This is a genomic window from Pedobacter sp. GR22-6 (assembly GCF_037402555.1).
In the GTDB taxonomy this organism is placed as follows: Bacteria; Bacteroidota; Bacteroidia; order Sphingobacteriales; family Sphingobacteriaceae; genus Pedobacter.
Genome location: NZ_JBBEUC010000004.1, coordinates 289,829 through 314,575 on the forward strand (window position 1 = coordinate 289,829; position 24,747 = coordinate 314,575).

Below are 24,747 nucleotides of genomic sequence, written 5' to 3' on the forward strand. Positions count from 1 at the left end.
CAATGAATCGACATATCAAATTAGTACTGATCACAGCTGTGTTACTCAGCACCCTGCATACCGGCTGTAAAAAATTTCTGGAACAAGTTCCCAACGATAGAATCACGATAGAGGAAGTATTTAGAAAAAAAGCATCTTCTGAACAATTCCTCGCCAATGTATACAGTTTCATACCTGATGAAGCACACCCCATCAATTCTACGCCCTGGATAGGTGCTGCCGATGAAGCTGACCTGACCTGGACGAACAATGGCATATACCAAATCAATACAGGCAACTTAAATCCCTCAAATGTGCTGTACGACCGCTGGGGCAATTATTACCAGGGCATCAGATCTGCCACCTTTTTCATGCAGCACATCAATGAAAACATAGAAATCAGAACTCAGAATGGCCAGCAGCTCATAGACCAGTACCAGGCAGAGGCGCGTTTCCTGAGGGCGTATTTTTACTTCCTCCTGATGAGGCAATATGGCCCGGTTGTACTGGTTGGAGAAGAGGTAATCCCTCCCGATGCGCCGGCATCTACACTCCAGATCCCACGAAGCCCATTTGACGACTGTGTCAACTACGTTTCCAGCGAACTGGACAAGGCTGCGGAGGTACTTCCATTATTGCCACAGCGCAATGGCCAGACCAGTGATGCGGAATACGGTAGGATCACCAAAGGAATTGCATTGGCAGTGAAGTCAAGACTATTGCTGTATGCTGCCAGTCCATTGTACAATGGAAACACGGATTTGGCTGCTTTCCGAAACCAGGACGGCAAAGCCCTCATCTCCCAGACTTACGATGTCCAAAAATGGAAAAGGGCTGCAGATGCTGCGAAGGCAGTTATTGATCTGGGGATCTACTCCCTGTATAAAGATCCTGCGGGCAACACCCTCAAGTCCCTGGATGGCGTATTTTTCAACAGCTGGAATACGGAACAAATCTTTGTGAGAAAAGGCAATGACCTGGGACAATGGGATGTACACTGCATGCCCAGACAGGCCGGAGGATGGAGCGGAGTCGGGCCAACTCAGGAAACGGTAGATGCCTATTTCATGGCTGATGGTCTTTTGCCGGCTGAATCACCACTGTACACGGAATCTGGCTTTACTACGGTCAATGGTGCTGAAGTTTACAACATGTATATGAACCGTGAGCCGCGCTTCTACCATGGTGTGACCTACCACAACAGCAGATGGCAAGGGGGAACCATGAATGCTCCGGCCGCCATCAGCTTTTTTGCAAGTGGCCCCAATGGCAGAAACGGGCATCCGACCGACTTCTCCAAAACAGGTTACCTGGTTCGCAAAAATGTAGGCCCGCAAACCAACATAGGTTCCGGAGGAAACGGACAGGTGCAATCCAGGGTCTTCATCCTTTACCGACTTGCAGAAATATACTTAAACTATGCAGAATCGCTCAATGAGTTTGCTTATGGTGATCCCGATGCACTCAAGTATTTGAATGCGGTTAGAGAACGTGCCGGTATCCCCACATATGGGTCTGCGGCCAATCAGGTGCCGGTCCCAGCTGATCAGCTCCAGACCAGGGCCAGGATCCGTGCCGAACGCAGAATAGAACTTGCCTACGAAGGACACCGCTTTTTTGACATCAGGAGATGGAAGATAGCCCCGCAGGTAATGGGTGTATTGCATGGAATGGATGTCAGCAAAGACGGGAACAACTTCTTTAAGCGGGTGGCCACGACTACGCCACACCTCTTCAGACCAGCTTATTATTGGTGGCCAATCACGCAATATGAAATCGACAGAAACCGCATGATCGTTCAAAATCCTTCCTGGTAATTTAAATATACAATCAAATGAAAAGTTCAACATACAAAAAATTACTCCTGCTAGCTGGAATGTGCTATTTTCTGCAGGGTTGTAAAGATGAGATCAATCTGCCCAGTCAGGATGAATCAATTTATGATCAAATCTATATGCCGCAGGCTGTGAATGGGCCGGTCAGCAAAACACTGGTGATGAAGGAAGAAGAGCAGAGCCTTATTTATGGCGCCAATGTTGGCGGAAGGGGCTATCCCAAATCCGACATCAAAGTTTCTTTTTACCTGGACGCCGATAAGTTAGCCGCTTACAATACTGCGAACCAGACCACACTGGAATTGCCTCCTGCGGGCTCGGTCGTGTTGAGTGCCAATGACGCCACCATCAGGAAAGGAGCGCTGGCCACCGAACCGCTTAAGCTGCGTATCAAAACAAACGGCAACAATGCCCTGAAGCTGTTTAAAAATTACCTGGTTCCCATTAGCATCAGTTCCGACTATAAGATCAATGCCAATCTGCAAACCACGTATTATTTACTGAGGTCAGAGCCCGACATCAGCCAATATCCGGACTACGACCGTTCGGGCTGGACGGTGATTGGATTTTCTTCTCAGGAATCCAGTGGGGAGGGACCCAATAACGGCAGGGCCATATTTGCGTTTGACAACAATGTCAATACCTTCTGGCATTCACAATGGACGGGCAATGGTGCCGTATTGCCACATTATATTACCGTAGATATGGGCAGCGTAAAGATGGTTCATGGTTGTAATTTTATCCAAAGACAAGCCAGTGGTGCCGATGGCAAGGCCAACCTGATGGAAATCCACTACAGCAAGGATAATATAACTTGGCAAAAGGCTGCAGATATTCAGTTACAGGCCTTACAATCGCTTCAAAAAATATGGTTGCCTGAATTTGTGGAGGCCCGCTACCTCAAATTCGTTATCGTCACCAACCATAGTAAAGAATTTTCCAATATGGCAGAAATCGGTGCCTTTTAATCAAGATACGACCTACAAAAAACATTTCATGAGAAGAATTAATAAAGAAATCTGTTGTTTAATTTTAATATTGCTAGTCGCGGGCCATGTGATGGCACAAAAGAAGACACTCTCCTCTCCTGACGGGAAACTGAAGGTGTCCATTGCCATCAGCGATAAAATCTATTACAGTATAATGGCAGAGGGGCAGCCCTTGCTCAGCAACAATCACCTGGCCCTTCATTTGTCGGACGCTGCGCTGGGGATCAATCCGAAACTTGTCAGCAGCAAGTTGTCGAAATCGGAAGAGACCATCAGGCCTCAGGTGCCATTGAAGTTCTCCAGCGTAAAAAGTACATTCAATTCCCTGCTTTTGGAGTTTAAGGGTAATTATGCTGTTGAATTCAGGGCTTATAATGAGGGCCTGGCTTATCGGTTTAGTACGAAAAGGAAAGGGGATATCCAGGTGTTGAATGAAGATTTCAGCATCAATTTCCCAGCTGAGTATGCACTCCACCTTCAGCAAACCGGTCATTTTAAAACTTCCTCTGAAGAATTGTACAGCCAGGTCGCATCTTCCAGCTGGACATCCGATAATCGGATGTCCACGCTCCCGGTATTGATCGATACCAGGCAAAAATTCAAAATATTGATCAGTGAATCTGACCTGTCAGATTATCCCGGACTATTTTTAAAAGGAAATGGTAGAAATGGCGCTGTAGGAACCTTTCCCAAAGTACCTTTGGAGTTCGGGCCAGATGGTGACAGAAGTCAGAAAATCTTAAAAGAGGCCGACTACATCGCACAAACCTCTGGTACGCGTAATTTTCCATGGCGTTATTTTCTGATTACAGAGGATGATAAGCAGCTCTTGGAAAATACCATGACACTCAAATTGGCTCCAAAAAGTGTAATTGGGAATCCGGCCTGGTTACAGCCGGGGCAGGCCAGCTGGGAATGGTGGAACGACGCTGCGCCTTACGGTCCGGATGTAAACTTCAAGTCGGGTTACAACCTGGAAACGTACAAATACTATATTGATTTTGCTGCAAAATACGGGCTGAAATATATCGTTATGGATGAGGGCTGGGCAAAAAGTACTACAGATCCTTACACCCCTAACCCAGCAGTAGACCTGAAGGAACTGATCCGTTACGGTAAAGAAAAAAATGTAGGTATCATTCTTTGGCTGACCTGGCTGACCGTTCATCATCACATGGACCTGTTTGAGACTTTTCATACCTGGGGTATCAAGGGGGTTAAGATAGATTTCATGGACCGCAGCGATCAGTGGATGGTCAAGTACTATGAGGATGTTGTCAAAGAGGCAGCCAGAAACGAGATATTTGTAGATTTTCATGGTGCGTTTAAACCCTCCGGACTGGAATATAAATACCCGAACCTACTGACCTATGAAGGTGTGCGCGGTTTAGAGTACATGGGAGACTGCAGGCCCGACAACAGTACCTATTTGCCATTCATCAGGAATGCCGTAGGGCCTATGGATTTTACACCAGGTGCCATGATCAACATGCAGCCCAATGTTTATCGTGCAGAGCGCCCCAACGCTGCGGCTATCGGCACACGTGTCAATCAGTTGGCCATGTATGTCGTTTTTGAAAGTGGTTTGTCTATGCTGTGTGACAATCCGACTTTATACTATCGGAATGCTGATTGTACCGAATTCATCACCAGCGTACCAACAACCTGGGATGAGACCAAGGCCCTAGTAGCCGATGTAGGCAAAATTGCTGTTGTGGCAAAACGAAACGGAAAACAGTGGTTCATCGGGGGAATTGTCAATGGACAAGAAGAAAATCGAGAAGTGATACTGGATTTTGACTTTTTGGAAGCAGGTAAGCGTTATACCATGACCTACTTCGAAGACGGGATAAATGCCGGACGCCAGGATATGGATTACGTCCGTAAGACAAAGACAGTTAGCAAAGGCGATAAAATGACCATCCAGATGGTACATAATGGAGGTTGGGCTGCCAGTTTGAAATAGTTTTTGGTCAAGGAACGAGCGATCGCAGGAGGCAGATCATTGACCACAATATTTGATTTCAACTGGAGATTCTTCATTCTGCATTTTTTTACAGCAGAAAAACATCAAAGTTGCAGGAATAAAAAGCAAAATTGGCAGTATGAGGATGTCCGAAAAGGTACGTACGTCATCCTGAATTTATTTCAGGATCTACGAACATGCTATTTAAACCATGCTCAAGCGGGGATCCTGAACTAAATTCAGGATGACGAGAAACATAGAATAGTAAATTGCACCTTTTCGGACACCCTCATTGACTTAGCCCAGATTCCGTCCACCCAGATTCCATCCGTCAGGGGCTGTACCTCAAAAAAGCCTTGCTTCGCGATTGCGCTCCCTCACCTCTTCTTCAGTACGCAACATGAAGTTTTCTTTTACATTATGCGCTGCCATAGCCTGCACTTCTTCCACATGGGGACGAAGGTTGGCTTCATAGTCTCCAAAGGCGCTGCGGTAGTTTCCTTCATGTTTCAGCAGGGCATCTGCCAATGCAGCCGCGCCGCACATGGATAAGGATGCCCCCTGACCCGCAGCAGGCGAAGCGCAGTAAGCCGCATCGCCTACCAGCGCCACCCGGCCTTTTGACCAGGCAGGCATTTTGATCTGGCAGAATTTGTCGAAGTAAAAGTTACCCGATTGTTCCACCTGCTCCAGTAACTCTGCAATTCGCCATCCTTTACCGCTAAACTGATCCTGGATCATCTGGCGCTGCTGTGCCGTATCCCGATAATCGTAAGGGACCTCTTCATGAGCAACATAGGTAAATATAATATCTGTCTTATTGTTGTAGGCGTTCAGCATCACCGACCTGTAAGGCATGCGGTACAGCTCTGCTGTCCGTTTCGGCACCAACAAGCCGGGAACAATACTGATGGAGAAATAGGCTTCAAGAAAAACAGCATAGTCGCTTTCCGGCCCAAACCAAAGCCTGCGGATATTGGAATGCGAGCCGTCAGCACCAATCACCAGGTCGAAATTACCTACAGTCCCGCTTCTGAATGTCACCGCGATACCGGAATCTTGTTCTGCCAAAGCGCTGACGCTATCGTTGAAAATAAATGCTACTTTGTCGCCCAGGTCGCCCATCACGACCTCCACAAATTTATCACGCTCAATTTCAATTTCATCGTCAGCGGGCTGTTCTTCAGGCTCGCCATTAAGCACCAGGCTGCCTTCCGTGACATCATCCATATTTTTAAAATCGATCCTGTCCACACCCAATTGATGTGCCTTGAACTGCGCATACAGTCCCATGCGTTTGGCGATGCCGATGGCATCACCCACCAGGTCCACTGCGCCACCTGCGGTTCGCGGTGCGGCAGCCATTTCGACTACCGTTACCTGGTAACCGATATGGTTCAGCCACCATGCCGTTGACAAACCAGCAATGCTGGCACCGGAAATCAGTATCTTTTGATCTTTTATTGCTTTCATGCTTTTAGGATTTAAAGCACAAAACTGGCAAAGCTAAACCTGCGAGGATAGAACAATTGCGACAAAATCATCGGCAAAGCTGGCTCGCCTGACTTTCGCCTGTCTGGCAAATGCCGCAGCTGTCATCCCGGAATACCGCTTGAATTCCCGGTTGAGGTGTGATTGGTCTGCGTAGCCCAGCTCATGGGCCAGTCCGGCAATAGGCGTATCCGGCGCGCACCACAAGCGGTCACGCACCTGCTCGAAACGCATCAGCACAGCGACATCCTTCACCGTATGTCCGCTTGAGGCTTTGAATTTCCTTTCCAGCGTCCGCACCGTGGCATGCGCAGCCTCAGCTACCGCTGTTACCGGCAAACTGCCCTTGCTCTGCAACATGGCTTTACCTGCTTTAGCTAATAATGGATTGTCGGCCAACAATGATTGCTGCTCCACAAACCAGTTGCTGACCAGGTTCAGTCCCTCTGCAATCTTTTCCTGTTCCAATAGCGCGGCCATCTCATGTTGCAATGAAACGATGGGATGGCTTAAACTACTGGCAAGGCCGTCTTTTATGGGTGTCAGGTTTAGGAGCTCATACACAGCCCAGGGATAACACTTCACACCTATGATCTTCAGCCGGCCTTTTGCATAAAATTGTACCGTTTTCCCAAGGAGCCCTACAATGAAAGGAGAAGGCATCAGCTCCCGCTGGCCGCCTTGCTGTAAAGTCAGCTCAGTGCCAAAATAAAAAATGACCTCTGCGTTTCCATCAGGTAGCACCTCAAATGCCGAAGGCTCCGAACCGAAGTCTCGCTCCAGGTACCAGAAGCCCTGTATCCGGTCGCGCATCCCGACCGGTGGCTGTAGTTCAAGGTGCTGCATGATTAAGTGACCAATATCCTTAGAAAGCTATCAAGCTACCTCCTGGGAAAGGTAATCCGCTACTTCTCTATTTTCTGAAGAAAAACTTATTCCAATTGCAATCTTTCTGCGGCGATCTGAGGCATAAGGCCCTAGATATGCCAGGTCCAGTATTTGGTCCAAAGCTTCCTGTGCTGTTCCATCCCTTTTCAATTCCATCACATAAATATAGCGGTCAGTCTGTACTAGAATATCACAACGACCTTTGCTGCTATGCACTTCAGTTTGCACATCTACCCCAATCTTTTGGAATGTGAGTAAAGTAATGATGTGGAAAATAGATTCCGTATCAGCACGCCAGTGATCGTAAGGAATGCTGGAGATAACCGCATTCAAGGCTTTGATGATCCCGGCGATATCTCCCCCCAGAATAGAGAGCAATAAATCACCGGTTTCTTCAGAAGAAGTGTTGGGAAAAACGCCTCTGTATGCACTCAATAAATTGTCCAATAAACTATCCTTGACTTCTAAATTGGGGTAACCTAAAGTGTAATTCCGGGTAGTCTGATCATAACTTTTGATGGTGAGGTAGCCTGTCTGAAACAAAAGTGGTACAGACAGCATATTTGCAGGATCAAATTGACTCAACTTGTTCTCATTACTACTTACCCTTTCAAAGTCGTATTCACCCTTAGCCCTGATCCCCTTGACCAGAAATGTTGGCGAACCTGTAGCAAACCAAAAATTTCTAAACTCCCGCTGTTTCATAAAGTTCAGTAAAGAAAAGGGATTGTACAAAGTTTCCCTGCCACCCCATGAATATCCGTTATAGCGTTCCTTAATTGCTACCAATAATTTCTGAGGGTCCACACTAAGTTCAGCAGGATAAGTAGCTAATTCTTCTTTAAAGTTCGCTTCTAGTTCTTGTTGCGTAATACCCAGCAAGTTATTGAATTGCCTTCCCACAGTAATGTCTTCCAGATTATTCAAATCAGAGAAAATACTCACCTTACTAAAACGGCTCACGCCCGTGATTAATAAAAAACGAATATGTGCATCTGCACCTTTAAGTACGGAATAAAAATTACCCATGATCTCCCTGTGTTCATTGGCCTTAGGCAGGTCATCCAGGTAATCTATGATCGGCTTGTCGTACTCATCCATGAGAATCACCACTTGACCTTTTAAGGAAGCTTTTCCTATCAATTCCCTAAACTGCTGATCGTAACTTTGAGCCGTTAAGCTAATGTTAAGTTTCCCGGCTGCAATTTCCAAAGCATTGTAAATAGCCGGAATCAATCCCATCGTATTGACGCCGATATCGGAAAAAGAGATGTGTATCACCGGATTTTTTTTCTCCCAGTTCCAGTGGTTTTCTATCCAAAGGCCATCAAACAATTTCTTGCTACCGGAGAACAACTCTTCGATGGTATCTACCAATAAGGATTTCCCAAAACGTCTAGGTCTGCTTAGGAAGTAATATTTTCCCGAATTTACCAGATCATAGATCAGTTCAGTTTTATCTATATACAAAAATCCACCTTCCCGTATTTCACGAAATGATTGTAAGCCTATCGGATACTTTCTGGTCATAAACAAAGATAATGTTTTTGCAGAAGGAAACCGACTGCGCCGCAGGGCTGAAATTTCAAGTAACAGACCTAGCGCTATGGAGCTATGCCAGGAATTGCGTATTTTATGTAGGTTAAGTCTGAAGACTTAACCTACATAAAATATAGCTTGCTTGCTATTAAGTACGCTGGATAGCATCAAAACTCCATGTTCTGTGAAAGCATAGGGGTAAATAAGTCCTACCCCCTCTTTTAATTTTTGAGGTCGCAAATTGCGACCTCAAAAATTCGGATTCTTCCTGTGTAAGATGAAACATAAAATCTTCAGGAAATCTATCAGGATTCCGTCGAACCTGTTCATTCAGTCTTTTAGTCTCAACACCATAAAGCTCTGCCAAATCACTATCTAACATTACCTTCTGGTTTCTGATCATATAGATCTTACTTAAAACCACCTCGTCTGGAACTCTGACAATTTCATCAGTCATAGTTTAAAAATTTTTTTTTGAAGATTTGTGAGATTTTCTCGCATTTTAAGACAATATCTTCGACCTGCCGAATAGAACCGCCTCCCAATTCGATCATTTTGTTGAGCTCAACAAAAAGGTCTGGAACCGTATTAACGCTTATTTCTTCCGATTTTATCATATTTGATAGTTGATGACCAAACTTAATAACAATAACCAAAACAACCAATTATTTCTCTAAAATTAATATTTTGGTGTGTTTTAAAAATATTGACTGATATTACAGAAATTTGGGATTAATAATCAAAAACGAGATAGGTTGGGAAAGCCCTTAACTTTATATTTAAGAATGAAAGAGATCATATTATTAATAGTCCTCACATTATTCAGCAAAATTTCATTTGCTCAGGATAATCTAAAACAAAAAATTAATCCAGCCATCAATTTCAGAATAGAGCGGATGGAAAAAGGTGAGATAAAGGCCAATCACCTTTCTTTTAAAGTTCACTTTAAGAACTTAAAGTATGAGCCAGTTAAACTTTTAGACCTTTTTGATCCGCTACCGATTTTCTTTGAAATACTAATCACTAAAAATGATGGAGATAACATATTTCTGCCCGGTGCAGGCAAACTAGATTTCGGTCCGGGAAATACATTTAAATATATTGAGCTAACTCAGGGAAAATCTTATATAAAAACCTTGAATGTAAGTCAGTTTCTAAAAGAGAACAATAAAATACTTTCTCCAGGGAAATATAAAATAAAGATTTCATACCATAATCAATATGGCTCAAATTGTATAAAAGGTTGGTTTGAGGGTAATGAAATACCTATTACCGTTAAGTAGACGATCTGATCAGTGATTTACAGCTTTTCTATTTCTTCCTGAGAAAGGCCGCTCATTTCAATAATGTCTTCAATTGAAAATCCTTTAGCCTTCATTTTTTGTGCAATGTTCAATTTTTCTTCGGCTCTCCCCTTCTCAATTCCCCGCTCTTCTGCTCCTGCGAGCACAGCTGCGTTGTCCCATTTGCGTTTCAGATCCTCGTCATACATGCGTTGTTCCTCCTGACTTAAGTTAACGTATTCGGCGGCACTGTAAAGCTGTTCAAAAATCGTCTTCTCCAGATTATCCGGGAGTTGCTTCATCCTTTGCATGTTCTTCAAATGATAGAGCCATTTGTCCAACTCAGTACTGCATTGCTCCAGTGTCTTTACAAAATTAAGCAAATCTATATAGGTGTAACCCAATTGATCATAAAATATTTCACCTGTATCCCGATAGCAGAGACATACATCATGCAGGTACCTGCCATTGGAAATCAGCCTCTGAGGCATATGATCTGGTTCCGGCTGATCCAGAATAGCGACGAAATAAACTTCTGAAATATCATACTGCCATTCTTTCATCCCTCCCTTTGGAGCTTCTTCACTAATGAGCCTGGAAGTATAAAAGATACTTCGTTTTTTAAAATTGATCGGCTTGCTGTGCTGAATTTCGATCAGGAATTTCTCTCCCTTATCGCCGGTACAGAGCAGATCGAACACCGCTGCCCCTTCCTCTTTGTTGTTGCCATGATGTTCGTTTTTGTTGTAGACCAGGTCAACAATCACCTTTCTGTTTTCAAATACTGCGTTCAGCAAATTGATCAGTAAGGCCTTATCGGAATCCGTTCCGAAGATTTTTTTAAATGCAAAATCGACCAGCAGGTCGATGTAACGGTTGTTATTCATTTCGTGTAGATTTATACACAGCGAATAATCCCATATTTTAGGAAACCGGCTAAATTCTGGCAGAAAAAAAGGCTACCAACCTGTGGTAGCCTCTGCAAATAGACCAGGGGTTAAATGATCAGTTTAAAAATTTTTGTTGACGATCAATTGCGCTTTAGCCTGATCCACGAAATCCATGGGGATGACACCATACCTGCCTGAAGCATTATTGGTGAAATACTGGCTAAGCTTTGGATTTACATAATTGGCCACTGCATTAATGTTTGGTATGCTAAAGATACCAGGCTGATAACCGCTTGCGTAGTTGATGTAAAGCTTGTTCGAACTGTCGTTTTTTGCTGCGTTCAAAAGTCCTTCCACTGCAGTCCATTTATTGGCCAAATTGGTAACCTTGTAGGCATCCTGAATTCTGATCCCACCGTAGCTGTTGCTGATGTCAAACGTGGTATTATCAGCCCAGGCAGTCGCATTGATGCCCTTTGTGCCGATAAATCTCCTGATCAACTTGATCTTGCCACGTAAGGCACCTAAATTGGGCAGGGCATCAGTTAAATCCCATTTACCTGGGTTCTGTTGCGTATAGGTGTTGAAAGTGGCTTCAAATGAACGGGTGGTATTGGAATAGTCATACTCTTCTTTAACGCTCATCAGAATGGTTTCCGTAGGATTTGCATTCAAAAAGTTAAGACAGGCATTTACTACATCCTGAAAATTCAGGTTCTGATAAATTGCTCCATGATGAATTGCGAAGCTGTCATCAATGTGCCTGCAACGAATATCCAGGTAGCGTACCCCCATGTTCAACTGTGCGGCGATTCCCACATTCTGGCATTTTGCAGTGCTCGAAATTGGTTCGAAGAGGGCCCCTGAATCGTGGGTCCCGGGAATGGATAAGCGTGCTATTGGGGTAGTATTTGGCAGGCCCGACATCCAGTTGGTCATTAATGGTGCCATTGCCTGTAATTCTACCTCAGCCGCTGTTGCCGTGCTCGCTTTAGCGGATGGGCTTACCATTGGTGTTTCCTGCTCCTTTTTACAAGCAGAAAATGAGCAGGCCAATACGGCCAGGGAAATAACTAATTTTTTCATAATTTTTGAGGATGATATGTTTGATCTATTTGCTAAAAATTAAGGGTTTGGAAATGCGGATAGCTTTGGATGAACATTCGCTTACCATCCGGGATTTTGTTTGATCAGACCACCACTGTTGTCAATTTCGCGTTGGGGAACCGCCCAAACATCATGTACCTGCGGATTAAATGCCCGGCTTTTCCAGATCACATTACCACCAGAATCGTGCAATGGCAGTTTATATACCGCTTCTGCATCGCCCCACCTGACCAGGTCGCGGTGCCGATCTGCCCATTCACCCGCCAACTCATTTCTACGCTCACGTTTGAGATCTGTGATCGTCATGCCTGTTTTCGGTTCCAGATTGGCACGCTTGCGGATCATGTTCAGTTCTGTGTCGCCGGCACCGGCACCACTGATATTGATGGCTGCTTCTGCCTTAATCAGCAATACCTCTGCGAAACGCATCAAAGGAACGTTCAGGTCAGTAGTTCCGTTATCGCCATTTGGGTTCACATGGTTTGGAATCGGGTTTGCATAGCTAAAGGGCTCCATATATTTCTTGAACTGATAATCGGAAGTCGCACCTGCATCTTTTGTAAAAGTACGCTCCGCCCCAAAGAACATAAACTTATCCCCGGTTTTGAGGATGCTGGCCTCACGTCGCAGATCGCCGGTTTCAAAAGAATCGTACAGTTCCTTTGTTGGCAAATAATAGCCCCAACCGTTGTATATGCCCCAGGCCTTATTGGTGAGCATTACCCCCGGCAACTTGCTGCCCCATCCTGTTCCTCCGCCACTTGGTGTACACACGACAGACCAGATGTATTCTTTAGACCAGTTGTTTGCCGCTTTGAAAACGTCTGCAAAATTATCTACCAGCTTGTGCTGACCTGATGTGATCACCATGTCTGCATACTTTGCAGCGTTGGCATAATCTTTTTTATACAGATAGACCTTGGATAGGTATGCCCATGCTGCTGTCTTGTGGGCCTTTCCATAATCGGCGGCTGCCATCTGTGTAAATACGGGCAGCTGATCTGCAGCCTTTAAAAACAGGTCGATGATGTAGTCATAGTTTTCGTTGACATTTGCAGCTCTCGGAACCGGAATCGCAGGGTCGGCATCAGGTTTCACTATCGGTACTCCTGCTTTGCTATTGCCATAGTTGGCCGCCAGTTGAAAATACACCAGTCCAGCGTTGAAATACGCATCACCGATAATTGCCTTTTTGAGGTTTTCATCCATGGTGATATTTGGCACATTGATGATGATATCGTTGGCTCTTTTGATGATCGCATAACGTAAGCTCCATTGTGTTTCGGTATATCCGCCGCCAATATAATTGCGGTTGAAATCCTTGATGTTATCGCCTTCCGGCTTGTTGCGGCCGGTTACCATATCGTCACTCGCATTGATGAACCAGAACATCCCACGTCCATAGAATTCCTCCGCATTGTAGTTTGCATACATGCCGGCTTGCGCCTTCACTGCATCTTCTTTGGTTTTCCAAAAGTTTTGCGCCGAGGGAGCACCTTCAGGAATAATATCTAATTGTTTGCTGCATGCTGTCAAGCCCAATGTGGCGGCCAGTATGAAATATTTAAATCTTGAGATCATGATAAAAATTTTAAAGTTTTACACTTAGTCCAATAAAAAAGCTTCTGGCCTGTGGATACCTGCCCACATCCAGGCCATTGTTGTCCATCCCTATTTCCGGATCAAAACCGGTATAATCTGTAATGGTAAAGAGGTTGTTGGCCGTGGCATAAACACGAATCCCGCCGGTCTTCATTTTTGAACTCAGCGATTTCGGTAAAGTATAACCGAGGGTCAGGTTGCGCAAACGCAGATAAGAGCCATCTTCGATATAAAAATCGGATGCATTGAAGTTGCCGTTTGCATCGGAAGTAGAAATGATGGGCACCTTGCCACCAGGGTTTTCCGGCGACCATGCATCCAAAATACCAGCCAGTTTATTGTAGGATGGTCCGCTGGCATTGTAGGTAGTACGCTTTACCGCGTTGAAAAGCTTGTTGCCCTGCACACCTTGCGCAAAAATATTCAGATCAAAGTTCTTATAGCTGGCGTTAAAGCTCAAACCAAAAGAGAAATTTGGATAGGCACTTCCAGCGTAATATCTATCCTTTGAATCAATGGAACCACTTCCGTCTATGTCCTCAAACCTAAAGTCGCCTGGCTTGGCATTGGGCTGGATTTTTTGCCCATTGGCTCCTTGATGTGCATCTACTTCGGCCTGGTTTTGGAAGATGCCATTTGTTTTCAGCACAAAATAACTGTAGAGCGGTTGCCCAACAGCATTGACCAAGGGCGCCAGTTCATTCCTGAAATTGGTAGACACCGCGATATTCTGCATCCCTGGTGCGAAGGCCAGTATTTTATTTTTCAACCTGGTAAACGTTCCATTGATCGAATATTGAAATGCCGCATCTTGCTGATTGTTGAAGGTCAATCCAAGTTCTATACCCCGATCCCTTACCAGGCCTGCATTAATGGTCTGTGTTTCCAAACCGGCGGTGCCCGGCAAAGGTCTGGTCAGGATCATCTGATCGATCTCTTTTACAAAATAGTCGGCATTCAGGCTCAGGCCACTGAACACAGAAAGATCCAGTCCAAGATTGGTCTGTTTGGATTCAGCCCAGGTCAGATCTTTATTCGCCAGTACGTTTTGTGTGTACCCGTTTTGCAGGGCTGGCGTTTGTCCGAAATACCCTTGCGCCGCACGTAACAATGGATTTACCGCATCTGCAGATAAACTGCCCAAATTCCCTAAAATACCATAGCTTCCTCTTATTTTTAATTCATCGAGCCAACTCAGGTTTTTCAGGAAATCTTCTTTACTTAGCACCCAGCCTAAGGAAGCAGAGCCATAGTTTCTGAAACGATTTTCTTTTGTCAGGAGCGATGAGCCGTCCCTACGACCAATCAGGGAGAGGAGGTATTTTTCTTTGTAGTTATAATTGACACGCAAAAACAAGGATGAAAGTGCCTGTGTATTATAATAGCTGGTAGATGGCTGTACAACGGTAGCATTGACCAGGTACCGGTATTGTTTAGATTCGTCATCGAAACCAGAGCCGATAGCTTTTACTCCGTTGTTTGTGGTTTTCTGGTAGGTATAACCCCCGGTTGCATCCAGTTGGTGTGCAGCAAATGCAGTTTTATAGTTCAGTACCTGTTCAGCCAAAAGATCGCTGCTTAAATCAGAGCGTTCCTCCAAACTATTGCTCAGCACCGGTTTCCCAACTTCCGGACGTTTTGGTATAAAGTTTTTATAATAGGCATTGGTTTTGGTCAGGCTGAAGTTTGACCTGAATGTGAGACCTTTTAGCAGATCGATCGTAGCATAGGGATTGATCACCAGCACATTGGATGGGTTGCTGATGTCTATACGCTGTAGTTCGGCAACGGGATTGACGATATCTCCATAGTCACCGGCATATTGACCGCCCGGCAGACCTGCAAAACTGCCATCGGCATTATAAGGTGTTCCATTAGTCGGATAGTAAATGGCCGATAACAAGGCCCCTGTATAGTCGCTGCTGGTATTGGCACCGTTGCCGTTTGTACTGCTGTAAGAAAGCTGCTCGCCGAGGGTCAACCAATTGTTCAGTTTATGAGATGAATTGATCCTGAAATTATAGCGCTGTGTCTTTGTGTTCAGTACGATACCCTCTGCGTCACGGTAATTGAAACTCAGGTAGAAATTAGATTTGTCGCTGCCCCCACTGATTGCCGTATTGTAATCCTGCAACATGGCTGACCTGAAAACCTCATCCATCCAATTGGTACGGGTGATTTGGCCGTCGGGGAACAGGGCAGGATTAAATGCAGGCAGTAAAGTACTGCCGCCATTTTTGGCCGCGGTCTGTGCAACCTGCGCACGTTCCTCTGCATTTAAAGGATCCAGTTTACGCCAGGCGCTTTGGCTACCAATCTTGCCATCTACAGTAATCTGCATTTCGCCCTTCTTGCCTTTTTTTGTGGTAATCAAGACCACACCTCCAGATGCCCGGGCTCCATAAATTGCCGCAGAAGCATCTTTAAGCACCGAAATCGATTCGATATCATTCGGATTGATCTGTGGAGTCCCGGAGAAGATGGAACCGTCTACTACATAGAGCACACGCTCACCATTGATGCCGCCCATTCCCCTTACGTTGACCCGGGGCGGAGAAGTAGGATCACCGCCTTCGTTGGTCACAATGACGCCAGGGGATTTACCTGCGAGCACATCACCCACATTGTTTAGCGATCTGGAACCCAACTGATCTAAAGACACAGTGCTGATCGCTCCCGTTAGGGTCTCTTTCTTTTGTGAACCATAACCCACTATGACCACGTCCTTTAGCAGGCTTGGGGCTTCAGTCAATTCCACATCGATGGTTGTGCTACTGCCTACGGTCATTTCCCTGGCCTGATAGCCCAACATGGTAAAGGACAAGACCTCTCCTACATTGGCATTGATCTTATAATTACCCCTGTAGTCGGTTAATGTAGCACGTTCGCTCCCGATCACTTTCACAGATACTCCCGGCAATGCCGCACCTAATGAATCCTTTACGGTTCCCGTAATTTCCATTCTGGCAACTTTTGAACTAGGCCTGGTCAATACGATATAATCGCTCTGCTCCATTGCGTAGATTCCCAATTGGTCCAGCAGCGTTCTTACCGGATATTTGTGATAGGCTTTCGAGAAAAAAGCCTTGTTCTGAATCAATTCGTCCGGATTGTAGACAAACTTTAAACTATTTTCCTGTTCAATCTGCTGAACGATGGCCAGGACCGTTTGTCCTTTATAAACCCGCAGGCTTATTTCGGTATTTGCCAATTTTTGCGCCATCAGGTTAGAGGCGAATGCTGCGTTGCTAAAAATCAGCATGGCAAAAAATACCGCATTAAATAGAGGTGTTTTCATCATTTTAAGTTGTTATCTGTTTGTATGTTTATTTATAAAGGATATAAGTTTGTTGGTCAGGTGCTACTTTATACCTGAGTTGGTGCAGTTTGCAAATCAGGCTGAGCATTTCGGTGATGCTAAGCGAAGAATTGAATCGGGCTGTGGTTTTTAACTTCGAATCAACCGATGGATCCAGTTTCAACTTTACATTGTAGACATAGGCCAGCTTCCTGGCAACCTGGCTAATCGTACTGCCATTAAAGTGGATCGGAACAGTTTTCACTTCCGTGTTTTTACTCAGCGTAAATGTTTTTGTGCCCTTGTGGAAAAGCAATTGGTCGCCCCGGTTCAGTAGTCCAAGTGTTTTTCCTTGCCTGTCGACAGCCACCTTTCCCGTGCTCACGGCTACCAAAATATCATTCTGTTTAGCGAAAGATTTCAGCAAAAAGCTGGTCCCTAATACCTTTACAGCTAATCCAGTAGATGTAGCCACGGCGAACCGCCTTTTCTCATCGTGTTTCACATCAAAGAAGGCGGCACCCTCTCTAAGAAAGACCCGGCGTTCGCTTTTCGTAAATTGCTGGGGATAGGCAAGGGTAGAATATGCATGAAGCGTTACTGCGGAACCGTCGGGCAAACTCAGCAATTTAGAACTTGATCCGTTGCGCACTACAATCAGGTCTTGGTCGGCCTGACCGGGCTTATTTTTGGTAAGCCAGAGGGTACCGAGCACAATAAGCAGAACTGCCGCAGCCGCCTGGATCCAGGGGCGGTACAATCTAACTTTTAGGATCGGTCTGGTCCTGGCCTGTAAAGTTTTTTTAGCCAATGAGCCGAGCCGTTGTTTTTGATCAGCACTAAGCTTTCCCTTGAACTCGATGGAATTGTACCATTCATCCACCAGACTTTGTTCCTGTGCTGTTGCTGTTCCCCATAAATACTTTTCGAGAAGTTCTTTCGCTTTCTTTTCCTTCATTGCTTAGAAGTCAAATGGAATCGAAAAAAGTACCAGCAGGATTTGTTATCCGTAAATTAACTTTGCGTTAAGCAGTATAAAATCAGCAGTTGGAGATAAGAAAGTGATTTTTTTAAAATTTTAACTGCGGTGCTCAATTGGTTTTTAACCGTCTGCAGGGAAATGCCCAGCTCAGCAGCGATCTCCGGATTGGATTTTCCTGAAATTTTGCTCATTCTAAAAACAACCTGCATCTTTTCGGGCAGTCCCTTTACGGCCTGGTCTATTTCGCCCTGCATTTCCTTATACATCATGATGCTTTCTGCCTGCAGCTCTAAAGCAGAATCGGCTAATCTTATCAAGTGTTCCTGATGGCTTTGCCGAATGGAGTTGGCCTTATAGTAGTTCAATATCCGATACTTTACGGCCTGATGCAGATAAGCTGACAATGATGTTTCTACATTAAGCTGCTGCCTGTTTTCCCAAAGATAGATGAGCACTTCCTGCACCACATCTCCCGCCACATCTTCATCGCCAACTTTGCCGTAGGCGAAATCGAATAACTTTTCCCACCAAGCCTCATAGATTTCATCCATGGCTTTGGGATCATTGGCCTGCAGATCGGAGAAAAGCTGTATGTCCAAAATCGAATAATTTGAATCCCGACAAATCTAGCTTTGGTATATTCCGTTAATATTAACTGCCAATAAACAAAAGATAAATCGTCAGGAAACTTATAAAGGTGCCTTCGGACAAATGAGGTAGGTGATAGGCTAAATCTGAAGACTTAGCCTAAGCTATTGTCAATTCTAGTTTACAACTTTTCTATTTCTTCTTGGGAAAGGCCGCTCATTTCAATAATATCTTCAATTTGAAGATTTCGGAGATAGTATCTACCTCTTTTCGGGCCAAAGTGTCCAGTCAGTTTTCACCCAACGCTTTCTGGATCCCCTGGACCTGGCGCTAGGTATTTCTGACTGATAAATGTGCTTAGATTAGCGTTAGTAGCGTCCCTAATTCAGTTCTCTATAAGTCTCTGTTTAGAATCCAGATTTTACCCCATTTTCAGTTCACTGAGCTTTCTGAAACTGCTCAGTGGAACAGGAACGCAGACCCCATATGAATGATGATTCAAAGCCTTTAAAATCAGTCAAGTGGATACTTTGGCTGAATTAGTGGACATTTTGCAGCAAAATGGCTGAACAGCGGATTTCAAAATCAGGTGGACAGTATTGCCGAAACCTCCACTTAGTCACTGTGCCCCGCAGAACTCAGCCTCCCTACCCGCTCGAGCCAAATACGCTTGTATTCTTCTTGATAATCTGCTGAAAGGAAGGAGCGATCAATGAGCTTAAAGACCTTATCATGATCAGCGGTAAACTTCTTAATAACCCGTGAAAACACTTTTGAATCTATTCCAAGTGAATCTGCCAGGTTACTAAAATCCTGAAACTTCAAATTCCTTTTACGTCCGCTTAAAAGCATCGCCGTGTCGTCCTTATCCTTTGGGAACACCAAGCTACTGTTGATCAGATCATAAGCAGGTGAAAGCACAATTTCGTCTTCCTTATATAAAATGGAAAAGTTCTTCATATGCATATCACTGTTGCCGCTCAGAAAAGAAAACACCAACAGCTCGAAATAATTGAGCAGGTCTAAACCCCGATTTGTGCAATAGGCGTTAATCAACTTGCCACAACGCTCGTAGGAACTATCATATTTTTGCTCCGTCTGAAAACCACCTAGCTGACAAAAATCTTCTGCATGTATTTTAATGTTTCCTTTCCGATCGAAGCGCTTGGCAACATAAACCATTTTACCATCAGACATGGGGATCAGACAATGACCACAAGTTTTAATGTGGAACAATTCTGCAAGGTGCATGGTGAGGTCCTCCACTTCGGGCATTGCAGCAATTTCTGCATTTTGAGGTTTAAGGATGTATTTTCCCCAAAGACCTACGATGGTAAGCCGCTTTCCCGCCTTTGCAGGCTCCAGATCTAAAGACAATTTGGGCTGGACACCCGTGATGGCAATCCGCTTGTTAATGGTCTGAGCAGTAAGCTCATCCAATAGTTTCTGATTCAACTTAAGCTCCGGCAGTTCTGCGCTACCAAAAAACTTTTTACAGCAGGACTTATGATAACCGGATCCTGCTTCAACCGGCTTGTAGCAGAAAAAGCAATTACTCATTGTTGTCCTCCTCTCCTATGGGCAATACAGTTACGGCTCCTATAGTATCCCTGCATAGGGTAATTAATAATTCAAAACGATCCGTCCCCTTGATGTTCCAGTGCTTACTAGCGACATCAAGCAGCCAACCTTCCGGAATGAGCCCATCAAAAAAGGAAAACAGTATTTTGCTGTGTTGAGGATATGGGCTCAAAGGCAGTGTCTGGCTTATAGGCTTAGCTTTTTCATCCTTCAGGTACGCCTCATCGTAGCTAAAAGTATAACCCGTATCATTCTTCTGCAGAATCCCTGCAAGGTGCTCAGCATACATTACTTTCGCCTTAGTTGTCATGATCTGGCTCCTTCTCAATCACACCTACCTGTTTACCGAACATCTTCAGCACCTCGTTTACTTTATCTAGCTGGACCGTAGTTTTTCCACGCTCCAATTCCCTCAAAAAGCGTAGTCCGACACCTGCCTTAAAGGCCAGATCCTCCTGCGATAATCCGTGTTTCTTTCTGGACTCTTTAATAAATTTGACAATAGCATCCATATACTGTACCCTTTCGGGTACAATATAGCGATATTTAATTAAAATATACCCTATCGGGTACAATTATAGTTAAAATGACGAAAAGGATACCCGAACGGGTACAATATCATTGAAAAACCCTCACATAATCTATCACATACTTTTGCGGGAAGACAGTAGCCGCGTTTGGTGCACCTGGCCAATTGCCACCAACCGCAAGGTTGATGAGCAGGAAGTAGGAACGCCTGAATTCATCTTTGTTGGCACCTGTGGTATCAAATGTATAAAACTGCACATCGTCTAGATACCATTTTATAGATCGCTCCGTCCATACTACAGAAAACACATGAAACTTATCGTAAAAATCTCCCGATGTCAGGGTAGTAGAACCACCGATATATTTATGTCCACCGTCCTCATAATGTACGGTTCCATGAACGGTGTTGTCTTTTCCGGCGCCACCGCCTACCATTTCCATGATGTCAATTTCTCCGGAGAATGGCCATGGCGTAGTCCGGATGTTTGCACCCAAAGCCCAAAATGCCGGCCAGATACCCTGTCCTTTAGGTAATTTTGCCCTGAAATCGATACGCCCGTACAAGAAGTCTTTTTTTGCTTCTGTGGTTAATCTGGATGAAGTATACTCCTTGCCCCCGAAAGATTCTTTCCTTGCCGTAATGGTTAAGTAACCATTACGTACCCTGGTATTTTCTTTACGATAGTACTGCAATTCCAGGTTACCCCAACCGTCGGTGCCGTTTCCTTCTTCAAAGTTCCAAAACTTGTCATCCAGCGCTGTGCCATTAAATTCATCCCGCCAAACCAGGGTCATTCCCGGATAACTTTCTGCAGAGACATAACCGGTATTGTCGATCACTTCATTTTTATCAACCGTAATTTGCTTCGTGACTTCCATGGACTGATCGCCTGCATAAGCGATGACCTTCACGGTATAGACGCCACTTTCTGCATATATCGTGTAGGCCTTCCCATCTGCAGACCTGATACTTTCGTTGGCGCCTTGTCCGAATGAGAACAAATAACGATCAGCGTTACTCGCAGTGGCAACGAAATCTACCCTGCCGGAACCATCATCACTTACAGTAGCTACCAATTGTAAACCAGTGGGTGCTACCGCTTTTGCTTCCTTTTTACAGCTCAGGTTCAGCATCAGCAGCGTCAATATGAGCAACGAGTTTCTAAAAAATGCAGGTGTTTTCATATCCTTGGTTTTATTGTACGTAAAAGGGAATATTCGCGGTGGCAACTTTATTTTTGCCATCGGCAACATAGATAAATAAACGATAAGCACCAGGTGCTTTAGGGGCAGTCAGGCTAATTTCACCTTTACCGATCGACTTTAGCACCATTTTTAACGCTTCTGGTTTGTCTTCATGATCACCGCCCTCGCCAACCTTTGTGGCTTCCGGCAACAATTCCCAACGGTAACTGAGGGCATCGTTGTTGGGATCAAAAGCATCTACCGCTGCGTGATAGGTCGTCCCGGGTTTAAGGTAAACGCTTTGATTTGCTCTTTTGCTATCCAAGGTAAAACCATAAATGTGCGGCGCTCTGTTTTTAGGATAGGCTCCGGTCCAAAGATACTGCATCACATCAATCACTTCACTTTCTTCGCCTTTGGCTGTAAAAAGACCATACCATGTGGGTGTTCTTTCTTGTTTCTGTCCCCATAAAAACACATATGAGCCCAAACAATTCGCCTGATCTCTTTCAACAGAATAAATGTACCGGCTTCGGTAAACCGCTGCTTTCTCACTGCTGCTTTCTTCCACAGGTGCATTCCATTTCGTTTGCAAGCCTTCCCAGTGACCTGTGGGTCCCCATTCGGTCACCATGTAGGGACCGGTCCAGCCTGTAGATTTAACCCTTGCCGGCAACACACTTAAATCGGCGTAGGTATTAATGGATAAGAAATCTAAATCTTTGGCATCTGCCTGGATATGATCGATCTCTTTCTGATTGATTCCTGCGAGTACAGTCGTAGCCGGGTGATTGGGATCCAGTTCATGAATCATCTTTGCGATGTCATTCACCGCCTTCCAGACCCTCGGATTTGTATAAGAAAGGTTTAACTCGTTCCCTATTCCCCAACTTAACATGGCTGGATGGTCTTTATACTTCATCACCTCAGCTTTTGCTTTCTCAAATTGCTTTCTCACCGCTACGGGATCATCATAATTAAAACCATGACGTTCCGGAGCTACCCAGAGCCCCATCATGACCGTCAGGCCATTTTGCTGTGCAGAATCTAAAATCTCTTTAGCGCCATCGGTTCCCCAGGTGCGTATGGAGTTACCACCATTTGCGGCAACCCGATGAAAGTAAGCAGTTCCGCCGGCACCTTTAACAAAGTAAGGTTTGCCGCCGCGCAATAGCTGAAATCCTTTTTCAGTTTTTTTAACTTCTACTTTAACGGGCTGGAGTTTTTCGCCAGCTGGCAACTGCTCTACCGCAAACAGCCCATTACAAATTGTTGCACACATGGCAATAGTGCCAAAGAGTATTTTCTGCATCTGCTTTCTATTAAGGATTCGGCGTTAGTTTTCTATTTCTCTCCATTTCAATCTGGGGAATTGGGAAGAGGTTGTAACTTTCTTTGTAAACCCTGTTTTCTAATACGACTTTGCTGTAGGTTAGGGTACCGTTTGTATTTTTAATTACGTTCATTCTGTATACAGGCTGATTGAAGAATGTCATTCCTGTTTTCCAGCGTCTCACATCATATACACGGTGTTCTTCGAAACAAAGTTCTACCCTACGCTCGTTACGGATCTTAGTTTGCAAATCGCCCTTAGAAAAATTTCTGGTTAAAGGTGGCAGTCCTCCTCTTCTTCGTATCTCGTCCAGGGCATCGTAGACACTTGCATCCGGGCCGCTGAACTCATTTTTCGCTTCAGCATAGTTTAATAGAACTTCAGCATAGCGCATGTAAATCCAGTCGTTATCACCACCCTGATATACTGCATCAGCAGTCATGTTTTTTTCGTCGATGAACTTACGCAGGCCGTAACCGGTTTTGGTTCTGTCGCCATTGGTGCGGCTATTTGCATTACCATCAGGAAAAACACTGAGATCTGCACTTTGGAAGGTTTCTACGGTGATCCCTTTGAATTGCGAACCATTCATTAACATGGCTTTATCCAGGCGGGTATCCCGGTTGGCATATGGATTTTGCGGGTCGTAACCAGAACCAGCCTGATCAGGACGCAGGCCTGTTGTTTTCATTTCAAATGCATCTACCAGATTTTGTGTCGCATGGAAAGCACCCCAGCCGCCCCAGCCTGTAGGCGTAAAACTCATGTGTAACATCCAGGCACTTTGGTGTGTACGGTTTGGACGTCCGAATTTTTTAGCAAAAATCACTTCTTTGTTTCCGGTTTTCGTCATGAACAACTGGTAATAGTCTGGATACAAAGTATATACAGAGGGCGACATGTTCATGACCTCCTTAGCTGCTTTTGCCGCATCATCCCATCTGGAAACGACGTTGCCCGGATTGTTAAGTGGACTGGCGTGATACAGTAATACCCTGGCTTTTAAAGCTAATGCCGCACCTTTTGTAGCCCTGCCCAAATCCGCATCCGGATAGGTTGGCGACAATACCGCAGCTGCTTCATCACATTCTTTGAGGATAAAAGCCACACACTCATCGTAAGTATTTCTTGGAACTTCCAGGTCGTCACTTGCATTTTGTTCTGTGATGATCAAGGGTACGCCACCAAAAGATTTAACCAAGTCTGCGTAAGCAAATGCCCTCAAAAATTTAGCTTCTGCTTTTAAGCGATCTTTTAAAGCGGTATTGGTAGTTGGCACTCCATCTATACGCGCGATTAAAGTATTGGCCTTTCTGATCAAAGCGTAGTTGACCGCCCAAAGCTGTGTACCCATGGAGAAATTTGAGTTCAAATCACCCGCCTGAACCCTGTTCATCGGCAAATCGTTGTGCCCTTCGATGTCATCTGTCATCATATCCAGGGTAGCAAAACCGCGTGCCCAATCCTGGTCATAACCGAAATCACGACGTTCGAAACCACTTAACATGGTGCCATAGATATCGCTCACAAACTGAGAGGTAAGGGTAATGTCTTGAAAAACGGCAACATCTGATACGAAATCTATCGGTTTAATATCCAACAGGTCTTTTTTGCAGGAGAAAGTGGTCAGCGTAACCAATATCACGCCAACCAACCATTTATGTCTTTTAATCATTTCTTTTC

The 24,747-nt window shown here is 44.8% G+C and carries 20 protein-coding genes; 4 read left to right on the top strand and 16 right to left on the bottom strand.

All coding sequences use genetic code 11. The features are described from left to right. The first annotated feature begins 2 nt into the window (after positions 1-2). The 3 genes from WAE59_RS19405 to WAE59_RS19415 are packed head-to-tail and all read left to right on the top strand — an operon-like array spanning position 3 to position 4,769. On the top strand, positions 3-1,796 hold the full coding sequence (locus WAE59_RS19405) for a RagB/SusD family nutrient uptake outer membrane protein (protein WP_337857640.1): 1,794 nt from the start codon (positions 3-5) through the stop codon (positions 1,794-1,796). Between the two features lie 17 nt (positions 1,797-1,813). Beyond that, the gene (locus WAE59_RS19410) at positions 1,814-2,782 is read left to right on the top strand and encodes a discoidin domain-containing protein (protein ID WP_337857641.1); all 969 of its coding nucleotides are present in this window, start codon (positions 1,814-1,816) and stop codon (positions 2,780-2,782) included. Positions 2,783-2,810: 28 nt separating this feature from the next. After that, on the top strand, positions 2,811-4,769 hold the full coding sequence (locus WAE59_RS19415) for a glycoside hydrolase family 97 protein (protein WP_337857642.1): 1,959 nt from the start codon (positions 2,811-2,813) through the stop codon (positions 4,767-4,769). A gap of 345 nt (positions 4,770-5,114) precedes the next feature. On the opposite strand, the gene WAE59_RS19420 is transcribed toward WAE59_RS19415, so the two are convergent. The 4 genes from WAE59_RS19420 to WAE59_RS19435 all read right to left on the bottom strand — a co-directional run bounded on the left by WAE59_RS19420 (position 5,115) and on the right by WAE59_RS19435 (position 9,144). Continuing rightward, entirely contained in the window at positions 5,115-6,242 is a 1,128-nt protein-coding gene (locus WAE59_RS19420) for an FAD-dependent monooxygenase (protein ID WP_337857643.1), read from the bottom strand. A 33-nt stretch (positions 6,243-6,275) separates the two neighbouring features. Then, complete coding sequence (locus tag WAE59_RS19425; RefSeq protein ID WP_337857644.1) at positions 6,276-7,106, bottom strand: AraC family transcriptional regulator; 831 nt, start codon at positions 7,104-7,106, stop codon at positions 6,276-6,278. Positions 7,107-7,136: 30 nt separating this feature from the next. After that, positions 7,137-8,678, bottom strand: coding sequence for an ATP-binding protein (locus WAE59_RS19430; protein WP_337857645.1), 1,542 nt, complete (start codon positions 8,676-8,678; stop codon positions 7,137-7,139). 157 nt (positions 8,679-8,835) lie between these two features. Continuing rightward, positions 8,836-9,144, bottom strand: coding sequence for an ORF6N domain-containing protein (locus WAE59_RS19435; RefSeq protein ID WP_337857646.1), 309 nt, complete (start codon positions 9,142-9,144; stop codon positions 8,836-8,838). Between the two features lie 328 nt (positions 9,145-9,472). Here WAE59_RS19435 and WAE59_RS19440 point away from each other — a divergent pair, with 328 nt between their 5' ends. Next, entirely contained in the window at positions 9,473-9,970 is a 498-nt protein-coding gene (locus WAE59_RS19440) for a hypothetical protein (RefSeq protein ID WP_337857647.1), read from the top strand. Between the two features lie 17 nt (positions 9,971-9,987). On the opposite strand, the gene WAE59_RS19445 is transcribed toward WAE59_RS19440, so the two are convergent. The 12 genes from WAE59_RS19445 to WAE59_RS19500 form a co-directional block, all read right to left on the bottom strand. Then, positions 9,988-10,857: an Rpn family recombination-promoting nuclease/putative transposase gene (locus tag WAE59_RS19445; protein ID WP_337857648.1), complete on the bottom strand. Its 870-nt coding sequence runs from the start codon at positions 10,855-10,857 to the stop codon at positions 9,988-9,990. Between the two features lie 123 nt (positions 10,858-10,980). Further along, a complete protein-coding gene (locus WAE59_RS19450; RefSeq protein WP_337857649.1) occupies positions 10,981-11,946 on the bottom strand; it encodes a phosphatidylinositol-specific phospholipase C in 966 nt (321 codons plus the stop codon). 81 nt (positions 11,947-12,027) lie between these two features. Continuing rightward, positions 12,028-13,548: a RagB/SusD family nutrient uptake outer membrane protein gene (locus WAE59_RS19455; RefSeq protein WP_337857650.1), complete on the bottom strand. Its 1,521-nt coding sequence runs from the start codon at positions 13,546-13,548 to the stop codon at positions 12,028-12,030. Between the two features lie 10 nt (positions 13,549-13,558). Then, the gene (locus tag WAE59_RS19460) at positions 13,559-16,870 is read right to left on the bottom strand and encodes a SusC/RagA family TonB-linked outer membrane protein (RefSeq protein WP_337857651.1); all 3,312 of its coding nucleotides are present in this window, start codon (positions 16,868-16,870) and stop codon (positions 13,559-13,561) included. Between the two features lie 25 nt (positions 16,871-16,895). Beyond that, positions 16,896-17,825: a FecR family protein gene (locus WAE59_RS19465; protein WP_337857652.1), complete on the bottom strand. Its 930-nt coding sequence runs from the start codon at positions 17,823-17,825 to the stop codon at positions 16,896-16,898. Between the two features lie 56 nt (positions 17,826-17,881). Then, positions 17,882-18,448: an RNA polymerase sigma-70 factor gene (locus tag WAE59_RS19470; protein ID WP_337857653.1), complete on the bottom strand. Its 567-nt coding sequence runs from the start codon at positions 18,446-18,448 to the stop codon at positions 17,882-17,884. A gap of 604 nt (positions 18,449-19,052) precedes the next feature. After that, positions 19,053-19,997 carry a HipA domain-containing protein gene (locus WAE59_RS19475; protein WP_337857654.1) on the bottom strand — a complete coding sequence of 315 codons (945 nt, stop codon included), beginning with the start codon at positions 19,995-19,997 and terminating at the stop codon, positions 19,053-19,055. Further along, the gene (locus WAE59_RS19480; RefSeq protein ID WP_337857655.1) at positions 19,990-20,328 is read right to left on the bottom strand and encodes a HipA N-terminal domain-containing protein; all 339 of its coding nucleotides are present in this window, start codon (positions 20,326-20,328) and stop codon (positions 19,990-19,992) included. Before WAE59_RS19480 ends, WAE59_RS19475 begins: the two co-directional genes overlap by 8 nt. Further along, positions 20,318-20,530, bottom strand: coding sequence for a type II toxin-antitoxin system Y4mF family antitoxin (locus tag WAE59_RS19485; protein WP_337857656.1), 213 nt, complete (start codon positions 20,528-20,530; stop codon positions 20,318-20,320). Before WAE59_RS19485 ends, WAE59_RS19480 begins: the two co-directional genes overlap by 11 nt. Before the next feature lie 106 nt (positions 20,531-20,636). After that, the gene (locus WAE59_RS19490; protein ID WP_337857657.1) at positions 20,637-21,731 is read right to left on the bottom strand and encodes a glycoside hydrolase family 16 protein; all 1,095 of its coding nucleotides are present in this window, start codon (positions 21,729-21,731) and stop codon (positions 20,637-20,639) included. Between the two features lie 10 nt (positions 21,732-21,741). After that, entirely contained in the window at positions 21,742-23,043 is a 1,302-nt protein-coding gene (locus tag WAE59_RS19495) for a glycoside hydrolase family 2 TIM barrel-domain containing protein (protein ID WP_337857658.1), read from the bottom strand. A gap of 10 nt (positions 23,044-23,053) precedes the next feature. After that, on the bottom strand, positions 23,054-24,739 hold the full coding sequence (locus tag WAE59_RS19500) for a RagB/SusD family nutrient uptake outer membrane protein (protein ID WP_337857659.1): 1,686 nt from the start codon (positions 24,737-24,739) through the stop codon (positions 23,054-23,056). Between the last annotated feature and the right edge of the window lie 8 nt (positions 24,740-24,747).

What these genes read in the sequence shown, in the direction of transcription:
- WAE59_RS19405 (WP_337857640.1), top strand. Translation starts at nt 3, where the DNA reads ATGAATCGACATATCAAATTAGTACTGATCACAGCTGTGTTACTCAGC.
- WAE59_RS19410 (WP_337857641.1), top strand. Translation starts at nt 1,814, where the DNA reads ATGAAAAGTTCAACATACAAAAAATTACTCCTGCTAGCTGGAATGTGC.
- WAE59_RS19415 (WP_337857642.1), top strand. Translation starts at nt 2,811, where the DNA reads ATGAGAAGAATTAATAAAGAAATCTGTTGTTTAATTTTAATATTGCTA.
- WAE59_RS19420 (WP_337857643.1), bottom strand. Translation starts at nt 6,242, where the DNA reads ATGAAAGCAATAAAAGATCAAAAGATACTGATTTCCGGTGCCAGCATT.
- WAE59_RS19425 (WP_337857644.1), bottom strand. Translation starts at nt 7,106, where the DNA reads ATGCAGCACCTTGAACTACAGCCACCGGTCGGGATGCGCGACCGGATA.
- WAE59_RS19430 (WP_337857645.1), bottom strand. Translation starts at nt 8,678, where the DNA reads ATGACCAGAAAGTATCCGATAGGCTTACAATCATTTCGTGAAATACGG.
- WAE59_RS19435 (WP_337857646.1), bottom strand. Translation starts at nt 9,144, where the DNA reads ATGACTGATGAAATTGTCAGAGTTCCAGACGAGGTGGTTTTAAGTAAG.
- WAE59_RS19440 (WP_337857647.1), top strand. Translation starts at nt 9,473, where the DNA reads ATGAAAGAGATCATATTATTAATAGTCCTCACATTATTCAGCAAAATT.
- WAE59_RS19445 (WP_337857648.1), bottom strand. Translation starts at nt 10,857, where the DNA reads ATGAATAACAACCGTTACATCGACCTGCTGGTCGATTTTGCATTTAAA.
- WAE59_RS19450 (WP_337857649.1), bottom strand. Translation starts at nt 11,946, where the DNA reads ATGAAAAAATTAGTTATTTCCCTGGCCGTATTGGCCTGCTCATTTTCT.
- WAE59_RS19455 (WP_337857650.1), bottom strand. Translation starts at nt 13,548, where the DNA reads ATGATCTCAAGATTTAAATATTTCATACTGGCCGCCACATTGGGCTTG.
- WAE59_RS19460 (WP_337857651.1), bottom strand. Translation starts at nt 16,870, where the DNA reads ATGATGAAAACACCTCTATTTAATGCGGTATTTTTTGCCATGCTGATT.
- WAE59_RS19465 (WP_337857652.1), bottom strand. Translation starts at nt 17,825, where the DNA reads ATGAAGGAAAAGAAAGCGAAAGAACTTCTCGAAAAGTATTTATGGGGA.
- WAE59_RS19475 (WP_337857654.1), bottom strand. Translation starts at nt 19,997, where the DNA reads ATGAGTAATTGCTTTTTCTGCTACAAGCCGGTTGAAGCAGGATCCGGT.
- WAE59_RS19480 (WP_337857655.1), bottom strand. Translation starts at nt 20,328, where the DNA reads ATGACAACTAAGGCGAAAGTAATGTATGCTGAGCACCTTGCAGGGATT.
- WAE59_RS19485 (WP_337857656.1), bottom strand. Translation starts at nt 20,530, where the DNA reads ATGGATGCTATTGTCAAATTTATTAAAGAGTCCAGAAAGAAACACGGA.
- WAE59_RS19490 (WP_337857657.1), bottom strand. Translation starts at nt 21,731, where the DNA reads ATGAAAACACCTGCATTTTTTAGAAACTCGTTGCTCATATTGACGCTG.
- WAE59_RS19495 (WP_337857658.1), bottom strand. Translation starts at nt 23,043, where the DNA reads ATGCAGAAAATACTCTTTGGCACTATTGCCATGTGTGCAACAATTTGT.
- WAE59_RS19500 (WP_337857659.1), bottom strand. Translation starts at nt 24,739, where the DNA reads ATGATTAAAAGACATAAATGGTTGGTTGGCGTGATATTGGTTACGCTG.